Below are 18,388 nucleotides of genomic sequence, written 5' to 3' on the forward strand. Positions count from 1 at the left end.
GGTCAAAGCCATCCCGGAAGCGGTGGCAGGTCCGGCCGCGGCAACCGGCCGGTCACCCAGCCGACGAGCCCGGCCGCGCGCCCGTGGGCGGTCGCGCCCGGATCGCCGGCGCCGAGCCGCCATTCGGTGTTCCGGTCCGCCGGAGCGACTGTGACCGACGGGCAGCCGTCCTTGCCGGACAGATTCGCGCAGACGTCGTCCAGCAGCAGATCCACTACGCCCTCCGGGATTCCGTCGAAAAGCGTGTCACTCCCGAGGTCGGTCGCGTGCAGCCACACCTCGCGGATCCGCATCCACGGCACTTCCGCGGCCGGGATCGTGCGACCCAGCGCGCTGCGGACCTGAGCCGTCCACCCACCGGGTTCCAGCCGGCCGAGTTCACTGTCGAGCCGTTGCGCGGAGTCCACCAGGGACTTTCGCAGCTCCTGCGGCGGAAGGGCGGCGGACTCCTCGATCTCGGCGGCCCGCTGGGAGCGGTCGGCGTACATCGGGGTTTCCATGCCCGTCCGAGCCCACGTCGCGAGCCGCGTCAGCGCTTCCGCGTTGCGTGCCACGTGACCGACGACATGCGCCTTGCTCCACCCCGGAAGCCGGCTGTCCGTCCGGAAGTCACTGTCCGAAAGAGACTCCACGACGGCGAGGAAGTGTTTGGTGCCTTCACGCATCCAGGGCAGGGTCAGGGAGACATCGTGCTTCATGCGGTCACCTGAACGCCGAGCTTCGCGGCGATGTCGGCTCGCAGCGCCTTCTTGTCGATCTTGCCCACCTTCGTCGACACCAGCTCGTTCACCAGCACCAGATGCTCGGGGAGCTTGAATCGGGCGACTCCGCGGTCCTCCATGGCCGCCCGGATCTCCTCGAGCGTCACGGTGGCGCCGGGCCGCGGGACGACGTAGAGGCAGACGCGTTCGCCGAGCACGGCGTCGGGCATCGCGACCGCGGCGACCTGGCTGACCGCGGGAAGCTGGTAGACGAGGTTCTCGACCTCCTCGGCCGAGACTTTCTCGCCACCTCGGTTGATCATGTCCTTGTCGCGGCCTTCGACGATCAGGTTCCCGTCCGGGGTCATGCGGCAGATGTCGCCGGAGCGGTACCAGCCGTCGGCGGTGAAGGCGCGGGCGTTCTGCTCGGCGGCCTTGTAGTAGCCGCGCGGGGTGTACGGCCCGCGGGTGAGCAGCGAGCCAGGGTCACCGGGCGGGACGTCCTGGTCGAGCTCGTCGACGAGCCGGACCTCGTCGGCCGGGCTCAACGGACGGCCCTGGGTAGTGCAGACAACTTCATCCGGGTCGTCGAGCCGGGTGTAGTTCAGCAGCCCTTCGGCCATCCCGAAGACCTGCTGCAGCGTCGCGCCGAGGACGGGCTTGATGCGGCGGGCCAGCTCGTCGGCCAGCCGGGCGCCGCCGACCTGCAGCACCCGTAGGCTCGCGACGTCTCCGGCACCGTGCTCGACGGCGTGCTCGAGCCAGCGGCCGGCGACGGCCGGGACGACCGCGGTGTGCGTGACGCCCTCCGCCGCGACCGTGGCGAAAGCACGCGCGGGCTCGGGCGAGGGCAGCATGACGACCGTGCCGCCCGCCAGCAGGGTGCCGAGGATCCCGGGGCAGGCCAGCGGAAAGTTGTGCCCGGCCGGCAGGCTCACCAGGTACACGGTGCCGCCGTCGAACCCGGCGACTTCGGCGGACGCCGTGGCGTTGTAGGCGTAGTCGTCGTGGGTGCGGGCGATCAGCTTGGGCAACCCGGTGGTCCCGCCCGAGAGCAGGAACACCGCGACGTCCCGGCTGTCCGGTGCCGGGGGGTCGATCGCCTCGCCGGGGCCACAGAGCGCTCGCAGGTCGACGCTGTCCGGCCGGAGGTCGGTGCCGGCGACGAGGACGTGCCAAGGGCCTTCGACGTCGGCGGCCAGCTCGTGGGCGAGCGCCTGGTGGTCGAAGTCGCGCAGCCGGTCGGGCACCGCGATGGCGGCGGCTTCGGCGTGCCGGGCCAGGTAGCTCAGCTCGTGCCGCCGGTGCGCGGGCAGGGCCATCACCGGCACGATCCCAGCCCGCAGGCAGGCGAGGGTGAGCACGACGAACTCCCAGCCGTTGCCGAGCTGGACGACGATCCGGTCGCCGGCGGCCAAGCCGAGGTCGAGCAGCCGGGCCGCGGCGGCGTCGGCCCGCCCGGCGAGCTCGGCGTAGGTGAGGCGGGTGCCGTCGGCCGCGTCGACCACGGCGGTGGCACCGGGGACGCGGTCGGCGACGTCCCACACGAGGTGACCGAGCGGGATACCACGCCAGTAGCCGGCGGCGACGAACCGGGCGGCGTTCTCCTCAGGCCACGGCACGGTGTGCTCACTGATCGGGGTGGGCATCGTCAGCCTCCTTGCTGATGATGACGGCGTCCAGCGCGACGAGACCATCGTGGGTGAGCCGGAGCGGGTTGACCTCGATCTCGTCGAGGCCGGGGTTGGCCACGAGCAGGTCGCCGAGGCCGGCGGCGACCCGGGCGAGCTCGGCGGTGTCGAGTTCGGGCCCGCCGCGCCAGCCGGCGAGCAGGACTCGCCCGGCGAGTTCGGCCGGCATCGCCGCGGCTTCGGCGACGGACACCGGGGCGAGCCGGATGGCGACGTCGGCGAGGGCTTCGGCGGTCGTCCCGCCCAACCCGAGCAGCAGCACCGGCCCGAACACCGGGTCGCGGCGGGCCCCGAGGACAAGGTCGACGCCGGGTGGGGCCATCGCCTCGACCAGGAACCGCCGGGCGCCACGCAGCCGGTCGAGGGCCTGGTCGAGCTCCGGGTGGCCGGCGACACCGAGGTGAACACCGCCGATCTCGGTCTTGTGCAGGATCGCCGCGTCGAGGATCTTCACGGCGACCGGACCGCCCACGGCATCGAAGGCGGCGTGGGCCTCGGCCCGGTTCGCGCACGCCCGGCCCGGCATCGTCCGGACGCCGAGCCTGCCGAGCACCTGCTTGGCCTGGTGTTCGTCGTACGGCCCCGCAGCAACGACCGGGGCCTGGTCTCGGGTTTCCGGCGATCGGGGCACGGCTTGGCGGCGGGCGTCGGCGAGCAAGGCCCCGACGGCCGCGGCGACCCCGCGCGGGTCGGCGGCCACCGCGATCCCGGCGTCGAGCAACGCCCGGCGGGTCGCGGTGACGGCGGGCCCGGTGCCGCCGACGCCGAACACGACCGGGATCCCGCTCGCTTCGCGCAGAGCACTTGGCAGGTCGACGGCGTCGGGCTCGTGCAGTGCGTATCCGGCGAGCACGTCGACGCCGGGATCGGCGGCGACCGTGGCCAGGACCCGGCCCAGTTCGGGGCCGGGACGGCCGGTGTCGACGGGGTTCCGCTGGTAGGTCAGCGGCGGCAGCAGGGTGGCGAGGGTGTCCTGAGTGGACTTCACCAGTTCGGGCACGCGGGCTCTGCGGCCGCGCAGGTCGTCGAGCAGCAGCAGCCCGGGACCGGCCTGCGCGGTCACGACGCCGATCCCGGGGTCGGCGCCCGGCCGCAGCCGGGTGACCGACAGCGCACCGACGGCGTCGACCAGCTCGCGCTCATCGCCGACGAGCACCGCCCCGGCCTGGGCGAGCGCGGCGCGGGTGGTCCGCCAGGAGGTGGCCAGCGCGCCGGTGTGGGACGCGGCAAAGGCGCCGACGTCGTGCTGCCCGACGACCAGGGCGACCACCGGCTTGCGGGCCGAGAGCCGACGCACGCTCGCGACCAGCCGCGGCCCGTCCGCAACGGACTCGACGTGCAGGGCGACCGCGGCCGTGTCCGCGTCGTCGGCCAGGTGGTCGAGGACGTCGGGCGCGGTGACGTCGACCGCGTTGCCGAGGCCGGCCGCGAGGCTGAGCCCGTGCCCGGCCTCGGCGAGCAGGAAGGCCAGCGCGTGGTTGACCCCGCCGCTGGCGGCGACGACCGCGACCCGGCCGGGCCGGACTTCGGCGACACCGGGCACGAAACTGGCCGTGACGCCCGCGTGCGGTGCGAGGAAACCGCTCGTGTTCGGGCCAAGCAACCGGATCCCGGTCTCGGCGACGATCTTGGCGAGCTGCCGCTGATGTTCGACGCCTTCACCGCCGGCTTCGGCGAACCCGCCACCGCAGACGACGGCGGCACGCACCCCGGCGGCCGCGGCCTCGGCGAGGACAGCCGGACATGCCGCGGCCGGCACGCAGATGAGGGCGAGGTCGACGGGCCCGGCCGCGGCGGCGGCCCGGACGGAGTCGTACATCGTTTCGTCGCGGCCGTTGACCAGGGCGAGGTGCCCGCCGAATCCGGCCAGCGACCGGGCGAGCACAGCGCCGAGCTTGCCGGGGCTGCGGGAGGCGCCGACCACGGCGATGCCCGCCGGGGCGAACATCGGCTCGAGCCCGGCGGCGCGAGTGGTGCGGCCGGGAACGGTGGTCGTCATGTCGGGCTCCCCATCGGATCGGCGCGGCCCGGCAGGACCGCGGTCACCGCCCGACCTCGGGCGGCGGTTGTCACGCCGGACTCCCCACGAGATCGGCGCGGCCGGACAGGATCGCGGTCAATGCCCGGTCCCGGTCGGCGTCCGGCTCGATCAGCAAAGCCGGCAACCGTTCCGCCATGCGGGCTTGTTCGCAGACCAGCGTCCGCGTCAGAGGCGTTCCACCGTGCACCGCGGCGAGCACCACGTTCTCGTCGCGGGCCAGCTCGGCCAGCGTCGCGAACACCGCCGGGAGGCCGGATTCGTTCTCCGGAGCGGAAACCAACGCTGCCCGAGGACCGGAGCCGGTCGCCAGGGGCAGCGGCTCGCCCGTCCCGAGCACGGCCGAGCCGTCGATCCGGACCAGCCGGCCGCCAGTCGCCCAGCCGCGCCGAGAGAACGCCGTCTCCAAGGGCTCCGCGCCGTGCGCGTCGACCCAGCCGTGGTGGCTGGCGGCCACGAAACCCGGGTCCCGACGGGCGAGCCGCGCATCCGTGATGCTGCGGGACAGGAAGTGGTACGCGAACTGCCAGGGCTCGAACTCGTCGTGGTAGCGGCCGAAGTGCTCCCACCAGGCCAAGCTGGGCCGTGCCGAGTCCTGGATTTTCCGGACAGACGGCTGTGCGGCCGCTTCGTACGCGGTCAGCGCGGTACCGAGGTCGCCGCCACCGGCGAGCGCGGTCGCCAGCGCGACCGCGTCCTCCATCGCCATCTTCGTGCCGGAGCCGACCGAGAAGTGCGCGGTGTGCACGGCGTCGCCGAGGAACGCCACCGGCCGCGGCGAAAGCGTGTGCCAGCGGCGCGTGCGGCGGGTGCGGAAATTGCCCCAGCGGGAGTTGTTGGTCAGCAACCGTTTCCCGTCGATCTGCTCGGCGAACAGCTTCTCCAGGTAGTCCTTGCTGACCAGATCGCTCGGACCGGGGGGCTGGGCGACGTCGAACTCGTCCAGCCCGGCGCGCCGCCACGAAGCCTCGTCGGTCTCGACGATGAACGTCGACGCCTCGTCGGAGATCGGGTAGCCGTGCACGGCGAACACGCCGTCCGGGCCGCGCTCGTGGACGAAGGTCAAGCCGTCGAACAGGTAGTCGGTGCCGAACCAGATGAACTTCGCCGTCGCCGTCTCCACCTCCACGCCCAGCGAGGCTTCCAGCTGCCCGCGGATCTTCGAGCCGGTGCCATCCGCGGCGACGACGAGGTCGTAGCCGGCGAGGTCGTCGATGGTGACCTCGGTCGAGAAGCGCAGCTGGGCGCCGACGTCGCGGGCCCGGGCCTGCATCAGGGCCAGCAGCGTCCGCCGGACGACGGCGGCCATGCCGTTGCCGCCGCAGCGGATCCGCTCGCCCTTGAGCCTGATCTCGATGTCGTCCCAGTGCCTGCCGTGCTCTTCTAGGGCCTCGCGCAGCACCGGGTCGGCGTCGTGGATCCCGGCGAGGGTGCGGTCGGAGAACACGACGCCGAACCCGAAGGTGTCATCGCCGCCGTTGCGTTCGAAGACCGTGACCTCGACCGACGGGTCGGCCCGGCGGAGCAGGGTGGCGAAGAACAACCCGCCCGGGCCGCCACCCACGACGGCGACGCGCATCAGTCCTCCCGGACCACGACGTTGCGGAGCTCACCGACGCCCTCGACCCGCGTGACGACCGTCGACCCCGGTGCCAGGTAGCGCGGCGGTTTGCGGGCGTGGCCCACTCCCCCGGGCGTCCCGGTGGCGATCAGGTCGCCCGGCACCAGCGTGATGATCTGCGAGATGTAGGCGATCAGCTCCGCCGGGCCGAAGACGAGGTCGCTGGTGTCGGCCTTCTGGACGACGTCGCCGTCGACCTCGCACGAGATCTCACCCGGCTCGGCGTCGGTCACCAGCCACGGCCCGACCGGGGTGCTGCGCTCGAACGTCTTGCCCTGCAGCCATTCCACCGTGCGATTCTGGAAGTCGCGGGCGGTGACGTCATTGACGACGGTGTACCCAGCGATCGCGGCGGCCGCCTGCTCCAGGGTCGCGTGCCGGACCTCGGCGCCGACCACGACGCCGAGCTCGGCTTCCCAGTCCACCTTGGGCGAGCCGGCGGGCGCGACGATGGGGTCGGACGCGCCGACGAGCGCGCGGGCGAACTTGGCGAACAGCGTCGGGTACTCCGGGAGTTCCCGGCCCATCTCCAGAATGTGGGTCCGGTAGTTCAGCCCGACGCAGAACACCTTCTCGGGCTTGGGGACCAGGGTCGCGTACTCCAGCCCGGACACCGGGTGCCGTCGGCCGTCGGCTGTGGCCGCGCGGTCGCGCCAGGCCGGGTCGGCGAGGAAGGCGCCGACGTCGGGCGCGCCCAGTTCGACGGCGTCGTGCTGGTCGACGCGGACCGCGGCCGTGCCCGCGGCCGTGCGGATGGTGGCGAGCTTCATGCTGGGGCGTCCTCTCGGGAAGCGTCCTCTAAGGAAATGCGGGCCAGGCCCAGTGCTTCGAACACGGGCTCGTCGGAAAAGCGGAAGGCGTCGAAACCTGCGTCCGTGCGGATCGTCAGCGGCGCCCACGACGGGACCGCGAACACGTCGCCGGCGGCGACGTCGTACGTCTCGTCCCCGACGGAAACCGAGCCGGCGCCTTCGAAGACCTGCCAGACCGCCGAGCCCGCGGTGCGGGTGATCGCGGTGCGCGCCCGGGGCCGCAGCCGGTGCATCTCGCAGCGGATGGTCGACAGGCAGTCCCCCGCGGTGGCCGGGTTGGTGAAGCGCACGACGGCGTGCCCGGGCTCGACGACCCCCGGTTGGCCTTCCTGCTCCAGTTCCAGCTGGGCGCGCAAAGCGGCGTCCGTGTGCTCCCAGCGGTACGCCTTGAGCGGAGACGCCGGTGTCGCGGGCGCGCCGACCGGCGTCAGGCCCGGGTGGCCCCACAGGCGTTCGTTGCGCGAGGTCACCGGTGTCTCCCGGGTCCCCAGCTCGTCCGGCCCGAACTCGAAGAACCCGGCGTCGAGCTGGCGCACCAGCGGAATGTCGAGGCCGTCCAGCCACGCCATCGGGTGATCGGTGGTGTTGTGGTGCTCGTGGAAGTGCATGCCCGGGGTGAGCAGCAGGTCGCCGCGGCGCATCGCGACCGGGTCACCCTCCACATTGGTCCAGACGCCCTCGCCCTCGACGACGAAGCGGAACGCCGTCTGCGTGTGCCGGTGCGCCGGTGCCTCTTCGCGCGGACCCAGGTACTGGATCGCGGCCCACAACGTCGGGGTGGCGTAAGGAGTCCCGGGCAGCCCCGGATTGGCGAGCGCGATGGCGCGGCGCTCGCCGCCCCGGCCGACCGGGACGAGCTCGCCCGCGCGCTCGGCCAGCGGCAGCAGGGTCGACCAGCGCCACAGCGCCGGGACCGCGTCCGGCCGCGGGGACGTCGGCATCAGATCGCCGATCTGCGTCCACAGCGGAGTCATGTGTGCCGCGGCGAAACCGGCGTACAGCTCTTCGAGCTGTTCCTTCTCCTCCGGGGTGATATCGGTCGAGGTCATGTTGTCCGTTCCTCCTCGAAGATCCGTACTGTCAACACTACAACAACAATATGACGGTCGTCTATATTTTGACACGTATTGCGCCGACGCCGGTGCGCAGCCGAAAGGTCCGGACAGCGTCCTGGCCGGGTCAGCTCACGACGGACGACGCCGTGGGCTCGAGCAGTGCGTCCACCCAAGCCTCGGCCGGGCCGCGCAGCAGGCTATGCGCCTCGAGGAAAACCTCGTGGGCCGTGCGACCGTGCCAGCCGGCCGGGAGCAGTTCGTACGGCAGGTCCGGGTCGCGGAACGGGAACTGGCGGTAGTCGTGGATCAGCGTCATCCGCTCGACGAGCGCCTCCGCTCCCCGCAGGTCGCCGTCACGGTAACGCGGCAGCCGAGGCCGGTAGGCGGCCAGCAGGCCGGCGTACGCCCGGTCCAGCTCCGGCAGGTCCCACGCCCGCGCGGCGATGTCGCGGTCGGCGTCGGTCCCTTCCGAACGGGACTGGAAGAGGTCGAGCTTTACCGACGGCTCGTCGGCGAACGCGGCCCGGACCTGGCCGCCGCGGGCGTGCGGGCTCACCCACACGGCCGGCGCCAGCGGCCCGAACCCCAGCCAGGCCAGCTTCTTGCGCAGCTGTTCACGCACCGCCCGGTCGGACTCCGGAACCTGGTAGATCACCGTGTGCCAGACCCCGTCCCAGGGTGCGGTGGCGCGGCCGAAGATGCGTTCCCGTCCTTCGTCGAGCATCTCCCACGCCATGTCGGTGAGCGAGTACACCGTCTCCCGCCCCTGCCGCTCGGCCGCGAGCCAGCCTTCCTTGCGCAGCCGGGCGACCGCGACGCGCGTGGTCGGCTCCGGAACGTCGAAGCACCCGAGCAGGGCGACCAGCGCGCGCAGCCGCACCGCACCGCCCCGGTAGCGCAGGTAGTCGCCGAACAGGTCGAACACCACCGACCGTGCCCGCATCCGTGCCTCCCACCTTCACATGTAGCGCTGATATGACGCTCGTGGGAATTTAGCATCACATCAGACGGTCAGCACGATCTTCCCGACGTGCTTGGCCGCGGCCTGGGCTTCGTGGGCCGCGGCGATCTGATCGAAGGGGAACGTCTTCGCGATCGGCATCGAAATCTTGCCCCGTACCGCGAGGTCGAGGACCTGCCGCTGGTCCCCACGGCTGTAACCCCGCGATCCCAGCACGGACAGGTGCTTGGTGAAGACGAGACCGAGGGGAAGCGCGATCGTGTCGGTCAGCACGTCGGCCGCGGGGGTCGCCGCGAGCACGATCCGGCCGCCGAGGTCGGCGGCGCGGATGGCGAACCGGACGAGCTCCTCCGAGCCGTAGGCATCGAGCACGACGTCGGCTCCGATCCGGCCGCCGCAGAACCCGCGGATCCGGTCGACGGCGTCCGGATCGCGGTGATCGAGCACGATGTCGGCTCCCGCCGCCCGGATCTCGTCGTGCTTGTCCGCGGAGCGGGTCAGCCCGATCACGAGATCCGCTCCGGCAAGGCTAGCGAGCTGCATCGCAGCCACGCCGACAGAGCTCGCCGCCGCGGTCACCACGACGACGTCGCCGACGCCGGTCCGGGCCAGTTTCACCATGTGCTGCGCGGTGGCGTAGGCCCAGAGGATCGGAGCCAGCTCCGTGAAGCCCGGCCCGTCCTCGGGTACCACCAGGACGTCGCCGGACTGCGCGGTCACGTACTCGGCGTTGCACCCGAAACGGGTGTGACCGGGTAACTCGACTCCGACGCAGAGCGCTCCGTCACCGCGGTCGCAATACATGCACCGCCCGCACGCCGGAGCGGCCAAGAGCACCACCCGCTCGCCGACAGCCCGGTCCGACACACCTTCGCCGAGCGCCACGATCTCACCCGCCCCCTCACGGCCCAGCTGGAACGGCAGCGAGGGAGCGGGCCGCCCGGGCACCTGCGGAGCATGACCGGACCGCCACCGGATGTCCCAGCCGTTGACCGCCATCGCCCGCATCCGGACCAGGATCTCCCCCGGACCCGGCGACGGTGTGGGGACCTCCTCGTACCTGAGCACCTCCGGACCGCCGTACTCGTACAACCGCACGGCGTGCATCGTCGCGGGGATCGCTGCCGGCGCCTCGATCACGGTCGCCGGGGATACTGTCATCTCTGCTCCTCGATAGCTTCGCCGACGCTCCACCACTCGCGACGGCGCGCCGCCCACGGTAGGTCGCGATCAAGGGCACCCGCCAATGTTCTGCGAGAAGTGGCTATCCGGCTGCCAGATCCGGATAGCCGCGGAACAAATCTCCGTTACGTGCGCGGCGCGGTCGCACCCCATTCGTGAGCCAAAGCGGCCGCCTCCCCGCGAGAGCCGACGCCCAGCTTCTCCAAGATGTTCGCCACGTGGAACTTCACGGTGGATTCGCTGATGTGCAGTTCGCGGGCGATGTCCCGGTTGCGCCTGCCGCGCGCCAGCTGAGCCAGCACCTCCAGCTCCCGCGCGCCCAGCACGGTCAGCGGGTCCTCGCGCGGGGTGTCCGGCGGTCCGAGCGGAACGCCGACGGTCACCGCCGTGCCCCAGCCCGGTACCGCGTCCACTTCCAGCCGCCCGCCCAGCGGGCCCAGCCGTTCCCCGACCCGGCGTGCGTCCAGAGCACCTCGGGACAGCGCGCCGGGGCCGTCGTCCCGCACCGTGGCGCGCAGTTCGGCCGCGTCGATCTTCCAGCCGATGTGGATCCGCCGCACCTGCCGCTGGTCGTCCAGCATCGTGTGCACGACGGCCCGGACCACCGCCCGGGCCGTGGCGGCGACGTCGGCGGGCAACACCCGGTCCACCCCTTCCTCCGCGCCGGGCGTGCCTAGTTCGAGCTGCACGCCGCGGGGATGCAGGACGCGGCTCAGGGACTTGGCCAGCCGGTCGAATGCCTCGCCGACCCGTTCCTCGGCCATCACGTGGTCCAGGTCGGCCCGGGAACGCAGGTCGGCCAGGGCGCTGACGGCGAGGTCGACCGCACGGGTCCGGGCATCCCCGTCGCCCAGAGAACGGTCGCGCAGGACGCCGAGCAGGGCGGTCAGCGCGGCCCCGTGCGCGTCGCCGAGGTCCGAGATGGCCACGGCGCGGGCCGCTGCGGCCGCCCTAGACAAGGCCAGCCATTCGGGTGCGGCCTCGTTCCGCAGGCCCTCCCGGTGGGCGGTCACCAAGTCCCACAGCGCCAGGGCGGCCGCCAGGTGCTCCTCCGGCACCGGGGTGTCCTCGGTCCGCACGAGGACCAGGAGCGCACCCTGCTCGGTGGCGTCGCTGGCCAGGGCCAGCACGGGCACCTCGACGCCCGCCATCGTGGCCCGTCCCTGCCAGGTGCCTCGGGCGGGCATCAGCGGCCGGATCGCGGCGAGGTCGGCGACCGTGACGGACGACCCCGGCGCGCCGGGCGACTCGCCGTGGGTCTTGAACGGCGCGAAAGGACAGTTGGCGGCCAGCTGGGAAAGCGTCCGGTGGGGAATCGCCTCGGCGAACGCCGCGGACAGCAGCGCCTGGGTCTCGCTCAGCGGCGCCCGGATCACCTCGACAGCCGACATCAGGTCCATGACTTCGAGCGTAGACGGTGCGGCACACGGTCCGCCCGTCCTTCCGGCCAGGTCGAACTGGCCGAACGGATGGCCAGGGTGGAGCCGGTCGGTGTCCAAACTGGAGTCATCACCGGATCATGGGAGTGAGAGATGAAGGCAATCGTTTACGCGGAGTATGGCGGCCCAGAGGTCCTGCGGCTGGAGGACGTCGAGGAGCCGCACGCCGGGCCCGGACAGGTGCGCCTGAAGGTCGTGGCCGCCGGCGTCAACCCGGTGGACTACAAGATCCGCCGGGGCTGGATGCCGGACATGGCGCCCGCGTCCCTGCCGGCGATCCCCGGCGTGGAAGCGGCCGGCGTGGTCGATGAGGTCGGGGCGGGCGTCACCGGCGTCGCGGTGGGCGACGAGGTGCTGGCCTGGACCGTGACCGGCTCCTACGCCGAGTACGCCCTGGCCGAGGACTTCGCCCGCAAACCGGCCGGCCTCGACTGGGAGACCGCCGCCGCGCTGCCGGTGGCCTTGGAGACCGCGGACCGCGTGCTCGACACCCTCGTGGCGACGGATGGGGAGACGCTGCTGGTGCACGGCGCGGCCGGAGCGGTGGGCGCGTTCGGCGTCCAGCTCGCGGTGGCCCGCGGCGTCACCGTCATCGGCACCGCGTCGCCGCGCAACCACGACTACCTGCGCTCGCTCGGCGCACTCCCGGTCACCTACGGCGACGGACTCGCCGATCGGGTCCGTGCTCTCGCGCCGCAGGGTGTCGACGCGGTCTTCGACGCCGCCGGGCAGGACGCCCTCGACGTGTCGATCGAGCTGCGCGGCGGCACAGACCGGATCGTGACGATCACCGACCTTCGCGCCTTCGACCTGGGCATCGTGTTCTCCGGCGGTGGCAGGCGGTTCGGGGCGCAGCTCGCCGAGTACGCCCAGCTCGTCGCGGACGACGCGCTCAGTGTCCGCGTCGTCGCGACCTTCGCGCTGGCCGACGCCGGCCTGGCCCACGAGCTGAGCGAGACCGGCCACGCGGGCGGGAAGGTAGTCCTGGTCCCGTAGCGAAACAGGGCCGGCTGGTAGTTCGACCGCCGCACTACGACGTCCTTGAACAAATCAGGGCCAACACCGATAGAGGAAGCATGCTCACCCTCAAGAACCTCGACGACTCCACCCCGTTCGTCAGCCAGCACAACGTGGAGACCGGACCGGTCACCATCATCAACACGTTCGTCGCGCCCGAAGGCAAGACCGACGAGGTCCTGGCCGCCTGGGCGGCCGACGCGCAGTACATGAAGGACACGGGGGACCTCCTCGCGGTGCAGCTGTACCGCGGCATCGGCGGCAGCCGGCTGTTCACGAACGTTGCAGTCTGGAAGTCCCCTGCAGCCCTACGGGCCGCGTTCAACACGCCGGAATTCGCCAAGCACGCCGAGCAGTACCCTGCCGGCACCCTCGCCTACCCGCACCTGTACCAGAAGGTCGCCGTCGAGGGCATCTGCGGAGGCGAATGACAGATGCCACCCGGTCGAGACGATGCTCCCAGCGTGGACGGCCATCGCGCCGGCGCCGGCCCTCCGTCTGGCCGTCCCGTTCGAGCAGCTCGAATTCCAGACTTTGTCCCCGATCCACGGCGTCACGTCGCTGCCGGTGACCTGGCGACCCAGCTATTGTGACCCGGATAACAGATTGACCAACTGAACGATCTGGTCAGTATGGTCGATGCCATGGCGAACTCCAGCGCAGGCCGGGTCCTCGTGGTCGGGATGGGTGTCAGCGGGCTGTCCACCGCGGCGAGGCTCCACACGGCGGGGTGGACGCCCGTCCTCATCGAACGCGCCGCCCAGCGCCGCTCCGGCGGCTACTTCGTGGCCTTGTTCGGTGCCGGCAAAGCGGCCGCGACACGGCTGGGGATGGACGCCCACCTCCACGACCGCGCCACGGCGAAGCCACCACTGACCATCGACCGGCACGGGCGTGTCCGGCCGGGCATGGGGCTCGTCGACCTGCCGGGCAAACCGTGGCTGATGCTGCGCGCTGACGCCGAGCGGGCCGCCTACTCGATGCTGCCCGAAGACGTCGAGATCCGGTACTCGACCGTGCCCACCGCGATCGAGCAGGACGCCGACGGCGTCGACGTCACCCTGCTGGACAGCGCGACCGGCACCTCGGTCACCGAGCGGTTCGACCTCGTCGTCGGCGCGGACGGGTTGCGCTCGACCGTGCGGTCGCTGGTGTTCGGCCCGCACGCCGACCACCTGCGCCGGCTCGGCTACATGGTCGCCGCGTTCGAATACGAGGGGACCCCGGCCGGCCTCGTTCCGGGGGAGGGGGCGACGCTGCTCGAGCCGGGCCGCTCGATGTGGGTCTTCACCTTCGCCGACCACAACCCGACGATCATGCTGACCTACCGCACCGGCGACGTCGACGCGGAGTTCGCGCAGCCGCCCGCGCAGCGCGTCCGGGCCGCGTTCGGCCCGCAGCCACTGGGCCGCACGCTCGGCGACGTCGTGGACCGCCTCGAATCGGCGGGCGAAGTGCTGTTCGACTCGGTGGAACAGGTGCGGATGGCGCGCTGGCACCGCGGGCGCGTGGTCCTGGTCGGCGACTCGGCCTGGTGCGTGACGCTCTACGCGGGCATGGGCGTTTCCTCCGGACTGACCGGTGCCGACATGCTGGGCACCATGCTCGAACGCCACGACGACATCGGGACCGCATTCACGGAATGGGAACGGGCGCTGCGCCCCTACATCGATCACTATCAGGACGGCGCCGCCGGCGACCGCAAGATCTTCATGGCGGACAACCGGCTGGAGATCCTGGTCCGGCGGACGCTGCCGAAGCTGGCCCGGACCCGGCTCGGCGGCCGCCTGATGGAGCGCATGATGCGGCTGGACGACATCGTGGAGTTCAAGAACGCCGATATCGTCGGCAAGGCGCTGGAGCCCACGCCGGCCGGAAGGACACGTGGTGGCGGAACTGCCTGAACACACCTCGCCCAAGGCGGCGCGCATCCTCGCCGCCGCGGGCGAACTGCTGCTCGGCCGCGGCAGCCGCGGTGTGACGATCGCCGACGTCGCCGCCAAGGCGCACATCGGCAAGGGCACCGTCTACCTGTACTGGAAGACCAAGGAAGACCTGTTGCTCGGCCTGATCGCCCGTGACTTCCTCGCCCTCGCCGACGACGTCAGTGAAGCGGTCGCCGCCGATCCCGACCTCGCCCGGCCCTCCCGCCTCGTCCCCCACATGCTGAGCACGGCGGCCCGGCACCCGTTCGTCAGTGCGCTTCGCCGCGACGACGACGAATTGCTCGGCGCGCTCACGGAGGACCCCCGGTCGGCCAAGCTGCTCGACACGCTGGGCCCGGACGCGGTGATGTACGAGGTGCTGCCGATCTGGCGCCGCCACGACCTGGCGAGGACCGACTGGGCGTTCGCCGACCAGGCACTGGCCCTGCACGCACTCCTCACCGGATTCCTGGCGGTCACCACCCACGGGCGCCTCCGCCTGGCACCCGCCGACCCGCAGCGGGTGCTCGCGACGTCGGTGACCGCGCTGCTCGGACCGGAGAACGCCACCTTCGGCCAGATCCGCGCCGCGGCCGCGGAAGGCCTTCGTTCCCTCTCCGAAGGCCGCGCAACCGCCCTCGAGCTCATCGCGGCGCCGAGCCTCGCGACACCCGGCGGTCAGGCTCCGGACCGGTAGCCGGCCAGTGGCACGCGTCACCAAGGCTCGCTGTCACAAGGGATCAGGGTGCCGGTGTCTCGTGGTCGGCCGGGAACAACCCGGAACACCACGGAGACATCCTGAGCAAGATCCGGTTCGTCACCGGCTCCTCGCGCAGCTTGGGCCGCTGCTGCGCCGAGGCGGCGCTGGCCCACGGCGACAAGGTGGCCGCGGCCGCCCGGAGCGCCGCAAGCCTCGACGAGCTGGTCGCCGGCTACGGCGACGCCGTGCTGCCCCTCGATGCCGTGCTGCCCCTCGAAATGGAGTCACCGGCGAGGCCGCCGTCTTCGCGGAGGTGAAGCGGGCCGCCGAGCACTTCGGCCGCCTCGACGTCGTCGTGAACAACGCCGGCTACGCGCGGGTCGGTGCGGTCGAGGAGCTGACCGAGCGGGAGGGTCTGGGTGAGGTCGACTCGGGGCGCCCTGCTGGTGTCTCCACCTGTGGGTTTCCTCGAGCCGCCTCCCGAACCCGGCGTGCCCGTCTCCGAGCACCGGGCTCTCCACAAGTCCACATCCAGCTGCGGGTCGCGGCCCGCATCAGCGGCAACTCCGGCCGGGAGGACCCGGTGCCGGCCAGCACGGCGAGAAACTTCCTGCGCCGCACGGTGGAGCTCCGATCGTCCGTCGTGGGACTGAGAGTAACCGCCATCGATCGATGGCTGCCGGGGCGCCGCACCGGCCAGCTTCGCCACGCCGAGCAAGTGGTCCGGGAAGCTGAGCTGCTCAGCGAACGTGCTGGACCATCCCCGCTCTGTCGGCCAGACCGCCCTCGGCACGCTCGCCGACGTCCTCGCCGTCGTACGCCCGGCTCGAAGACGACGCCGGCGCCGAGCACGTGATCCCGCTGGTGGATGCCCAGGTGCGACTGGTCGAGCAATTCGCAGACGAAGTCTCACCCGCGAAACGTCCGGCGACGTCCTACAGTGCAACACGTGACGGCCACGGGATCGACCTCGACGAGCTTGATCGTCGTGCGGGGAAACTCGGGGCCAGCAAGACCTCCGTCGCAGCAGCCCAGGCTTCCACGTCCTCGACGAGGGCTTCGCCTCGGGCGAGTTCGCCGGACCGGACGCGAGATTCGTCCGCCGGACGCTGGTCGGGATGTTCAACTCGGCGGCCCGCTGGTACTACCCGTCAGGCCGGCTCAGCGTGGCGGAGTTCGCCGAGATCTTCTGCCGGCTGCTCCTGACGGGCCTGGACGCGGACTGAGCCCGGGCCGCCGGTTCATCGTGACCTTCGTGGCCAAAGTCCGTGAATGCCACATTGGGGCCCGCAACGACATCAGGGCACGTGCGCACGAGAAGCCGACGGCAGCCACCGCGACACCCGGCGCGGCCGTAGATCGCCAGGCGGCCCGTTCCCCCACCGAGATGATCTCGATGTCGGCGTCGGGTGATCCGAGCGATTGGATCTTGCCCCGAGCTGATCGCTCCAGAAATACGGGACCGACTCGTACGCGATGCGCAGGCGGGCGACACCGGCCAGGATGTTCTGAGCGACGATGGCCGCTTGCTCGATGACGGTCGTCCAGTGCTCGAAGCGGCGAACGAGCCAGGTCGTAGGGCTGGACAACCCCGCCTCGAACCGCTGCCTCAAGCAGTTCGGGACTAAGCCCCGGGCGAGCAGGCCGATCAGGGTAGCGCCCTTGCGCAACAGCGCGATCTCCTCGGCGCCGGGAGCGTTGACGGTGACCACGACGTCCGCGCTCCACGCCTTCTCGCGGCTCGGCGATCGCAGCCCCGGCGGCCGAGTAAGCGCTGTCGGCGATGTCCGCGCCGAGCCCGGCCCCAGTCTCCACCACCACCTGGTAGCCAAGTTTGATCAGTTGGTTCGACGGAGCCTGCGGTTATCGCTACCCGGGTCTCACCGGTCCGCGTCTCCTGGGGCACACCTACCAGCAGCGCCGGCATTGATCCACTCCACGGGTCGGGTCGCTCACCATTGGAGCGACGATCGAGGAAAGTGCGGGCAGGACGGTTCCCGTCGCGCGATCTCGACGCGGCGGGTTCCCGCGGTGACAACTCAGACAGCCAGCCGGTAGTCCTCGAGCAGACGACGCCCGATGATCATCCGCTGGATGTCGGCAGTGCCTTCACCGATGAGCAGCATCGGCGCCTCGCGGTACAGCCGTTCGATCTCGTACTCCTTTGAGAAGCCGTAACCGCCGTGGATGCGGAAGGCGTCCTCCACAACCTGGGCGCAGTATTCGGAGGCGAGATACTTCGCCATCCCGGCCTCGAGGTCGTTGCGGTTGCCGGCGTCCTTCTTTCGCGCGGCCTTGACCATCATCTGGTGGGCCGCTTCAACCTTGGTGGCCATTTCCGCGAGCCGGAAAAGCACCGCCTGGTGGTCGGCGATCCGCTTGCCGAAGGTCTCCCGTTGCTGGGCATAGGCGGCCCCCAGCTCGAAGGCGCGCATCGCCACCCCGCAACCTCGAGCGGCAACGTTCACCCGGCCGACCTCGACGCCGTCCATCATCTGGTAGAAGCCGCGCCCCGGCGTCCCGCCCAGCACCTGCTCAGCGTCGATGTGATGGTCATCGAACACCAGCTCGGTGGTGTCGACGCCCTTGTACCCCATTTTCTCGATCTTGCCCGGTACATGCACGCCGGGAGCGGTCTCGCCGAAGCCCGCGGTCTTCTCCACCAGGAACGTGGTCATGTTCCGGTAGACGGAATCCGCTCCTTCCTCCGTCTTGACCAGTACCGCGACCAGGTTGGCCGAGCCGCCGTTGGTCAGCCACATCTTCTGGCCGTTGATCACGTAGCCGCCGGATTCAGAGCGCACGGCCTTGGTCCGGATCGCCGACACGTCCGAGCCGCACCCGGGTTCGGACATCGAGAACGCGCCGCGGACCTCACCGGTCGCCATGCGCGGCAAGTACTTCCGCTTCTGCTCTTCGGTTCCGTGCTGTAGCAACATCCACGCGACGATGAAGTGCGTATTGACGATGCCGGACACGCTCATCCATCCGCGGGAAAGCTCTTCGACCGCCAGGGCGTAGGTCAGCAACGACTCGCCGAGTCCGCCGTACTCCTCGGGAATGGTGAGCCCGAACAGCCCTAGTTCCGCCAGGCCTTCGACGATCGCCGTCGGGTACTCGTCCTTGTGTTCCAGCTCCGTGGCGACGGGGAGGATCCGCTCGTCGACGAACCGCCGGACGGTGTCGAGGATGTCAGTCTGGTCGGGGGTGAGACCTTCGGTCTCGCACAACCGGCCCATGTTCTTC

General features: G+C 71.3%; 16 protein-coding genes and 2 pseudogenes. 6 read left to right on the forward strand and 12 right to left on the reverse strand.

Annotation, left to right across the window (positions count from 1 at the left end; all coding sequences use genetic code 11):
* Positions 1-2: 2 nt before the first annotated feature.
* The 9 genes from AB0M59_RS05465 to AB0M59_RS05505 all read right to left on the reverse strand — a co-directional run bounded on the left by AB0M59_RS05465 (position 3) and on the right by AB0M59_RS05505 (position 11,461).
* On the reverse strand, positions 3-698 hold the full coding sequence (locus tag AB0M59_RS05465) for a maleylpyruvate isomerase family mycothiol-dependent enzyme (RefSeq protein WP_364609147.1): 696 nt from the start codon (positions 696-698) through the stop codon (positions 3-5).
* Complete coding sequence (locus tag AB0M59_RS05470; RefSeq protein ID WP_364609150.1) at positions 695-2,350, reverse strand: AMP-binding protein; 1,656 nt, start codon at positions 2,348-2,350, stop codon at positions 695-697. The genes AB0M59_RS05465 and AB0M59_RS05470 overlap by 4 nt, the downstream gene beginning before the upstream one ends.
* The gene (locus AB0M59_RS05475; protein WP_364609153.1) at positions 2,331-4,391 is read right to left on the reverse strand and encodes an acetate--CoA ligase family protein; all 2,061 of its coding nucleotides are present in this window, start codon (positions 4,389-4,391) and stop codon (positions 2,331-2,333) included. The genes AB0M59_RS05470 and AB0M59_RS05475 overlap by 20 nt, the downstream gene beginning before the upstream one ends.
* A gap of 70 nt (positions 4,392-4,461) precedes the next feature.
* Positions 4,462-6,009: an FAD-dependent monooxygenase gene (locus AB0M59_RS05480; protein ID WP_364609156.1), complete on the reverse strand. Its 1,548-nt coding sequence runs from the start codon at positions 6,007-6,009 to the stop codon at positions 4,462-4,464.
* Positions 6,009-6,821: a fumarylacetoacetate hydrolase family protein gene (locus AB0M59_RS05485; protein WP_364609159.1), complete on the reverse strand. Its 813-nt coding sequence runs from the start codon at positions 6,819-6,821 to the stop codon at positions 6,009-6,011. The genes AB0M59_RS05480 and AB0M59_RS05485 overlap by 1 nt, the downstream gene beginning before the upstream one ends.
* On the reverse strand, positions 6,818-7,912 hold the full coding sequence (locus AB0M59_RS05490; protein WP_364609162.1) for a cupin domain-containing protein: 1,095 nt from the start codon (positions 7,910-7,912) through the stop codon (positions 6,818-6,820). Before AB0M59_RS05490 ends, AB0M59_RS05485 begins: the two co-directional genes overlap by 4 nt.
* A gap of 130 nt (positions 7,913-8,042) precedes the next feature.
* Positions 8,043-8,861 carry a PaaX family transcriptional regulator C-terminal domain-containing protein gene (locus tag AB0M59_RS05495; protein ID WP_364609165.1) on the reverse strand — a complete coding sequence of 273 codons (819 nt, stop codon included), beginning with the start codon at positions 8,859-8,861 and terminating at the stop codon, positions 8,043-8,045.
* A 60-nt stretch (positions 8,862-8,921) separates the two neighbouring features.
* A complete protein-coding gene (locus AB0M59_RS05500; protein WP_364609168.1) occupies positions 8,922-10,040 on the reverse strand; it encodes a zinc-binding dehydrogenase in 1,119 nt (372 codons plus the stop codon).
* 146 nt (positions 10,041-10,186) lie between these two features.
* A complete protein-coding gene (locus tag AB0M59_RS05505) occupies positions 10,187-11,461 on the reverse strand; it encodes a LuxR C-terminal-related transcriptional regulator (RefSeq protein WP_364609171.1) in 1,275 nt (424 codons plus the stop codon).
* A gap of 132 nt (positions 11,462-11,593) precedes the next feature.
* Between AB0M59_RS05505 and AB0M59_RS05510 the strand changes: the two genes are divergently transcribed.
* From AB0M59_RS05510 to AB0M59_RS05535, 6 genes and pseudogenes are all read left to right on the forward strand, one after another.
* Positions 11,594-12,496, forward strand: coding sequence for an NADP-dependent oxidoreductase (locus AB0M59_RS05510; protein WP_364609174.1), 903 nt, complete (start codon positions 11,594-11,596; stop codon positions 12,494-12,496).
* A gap of 80 nt (positions 12,497-12,576) precedes the next feature.
* On the forward strand, positions 12,577-12,948 hold the full coding sequence (locus AB0M59_RS05515; RefSeq protein ID WP_364609178.1) for an antibiotic biosynthesis monooxygenase family protein: 372 nt from the start codon (positions 12,577-12,579) through the stop codon (positions 12,946-12,948).
* 213 nt (positions 12,949-13,161) lie between these two features.
* Positions 13,162-14,421, forward strand: coding sequence for an FAD-dependent monooxygenase (locus AB0M59_RS05520; RefSeq protein ID WP_364609181.1), 1,260 nt, complete (start codon positions 13,162-13,164; stop codon positions 14,419-14,421).
* Positions 14,405-15,139: a TetR/AcrR family transcriptional regulator gene (locus tag AB0M59_RS05525; RefSeq protein WP_364609184.1), complete on the forward strand. Its 735-nt coding sequence runs from the start codon at positions 14,405-14,407 to the stop codon at positions 15,137-15,139. Before AB0M59_RS05520 ends, AB0M59_RS05525 begins: the two co-directional genes overlap by 17 nt.
* A gap of 140 nt (positions 15,140-15,279) precedes the next feature.
* Positions 15,280-15,459 carry a hypothetical protein gene (locus tag AB0M59_RS05530; protein WP_364609188.1) on the forward strand — a complete coding sequence of 60 codons (180 nt, stop codon included), beginning with the start codon at positions 15,280-15,282 and terminating at the stop codon, positions 15,457-15,459.
* Positions 15,460-16,197: 738 nt separating this feature from the next.
* Positions 16,198-16,368: pseudogene (locus AB0M59_RS05535) on the forward strand (hypothetical protein); the annotation flags it as partial.
* 72 nt (positions 16,369-16,440) lie between these two features.
* Here AB0M59_RS05535 and AB0M59_RS05540 read toward each other — a convergent pair.
* The 3 genes and pseudogenes from AB0M59_RS05540 to AB0M59_RS05550 form a co-directional block, all read right to left on the reverse strand.
* Entirely contained in the window at positions 16,441-16,854 is a 414-nt protein-coding gene (locus AB0M59_RS05540) for a hypothetical protein (protein WP_364609191.1), read from the reverse strand.
* A 34-nt stretch (positions 16,855-16,888) separates the two neighbouring features.
* A pseudogene (locus tag AB0M59_RS05545) lies at positions 16,889-16,984 on the reverse strand (hypothetical protein); the annotation flags it as partial.
* A 197-nt stretch (positions 16,985-17,181) separates the two neighbouring features.
* Positions 17,182-18,381 (reverse strand): acyl-CoA dehydrogenase family protein, encoded by a 1,200-nt coding sequence (locus AB0M59_RS05550; RefSeq protein ID WP_364609199.1) that lies wholly within the window; start codon positions 18,379-18,381, stop codon positions 17,182-17,184.
* Positions 18,382-18,388 lie beyond the last annotated feature (7 nt).

This window comes from Amycolatopsis sp. NPDC051371 (genome assembly GCF_040682155.1).
In the GTDB taxonomy this organism is placed as follows: domain Bacteria; phylum Actinomycetota; class Actinomycetes; order Mycobacteriales; family Pseudonocardiaceae; genus Amycolatopsis.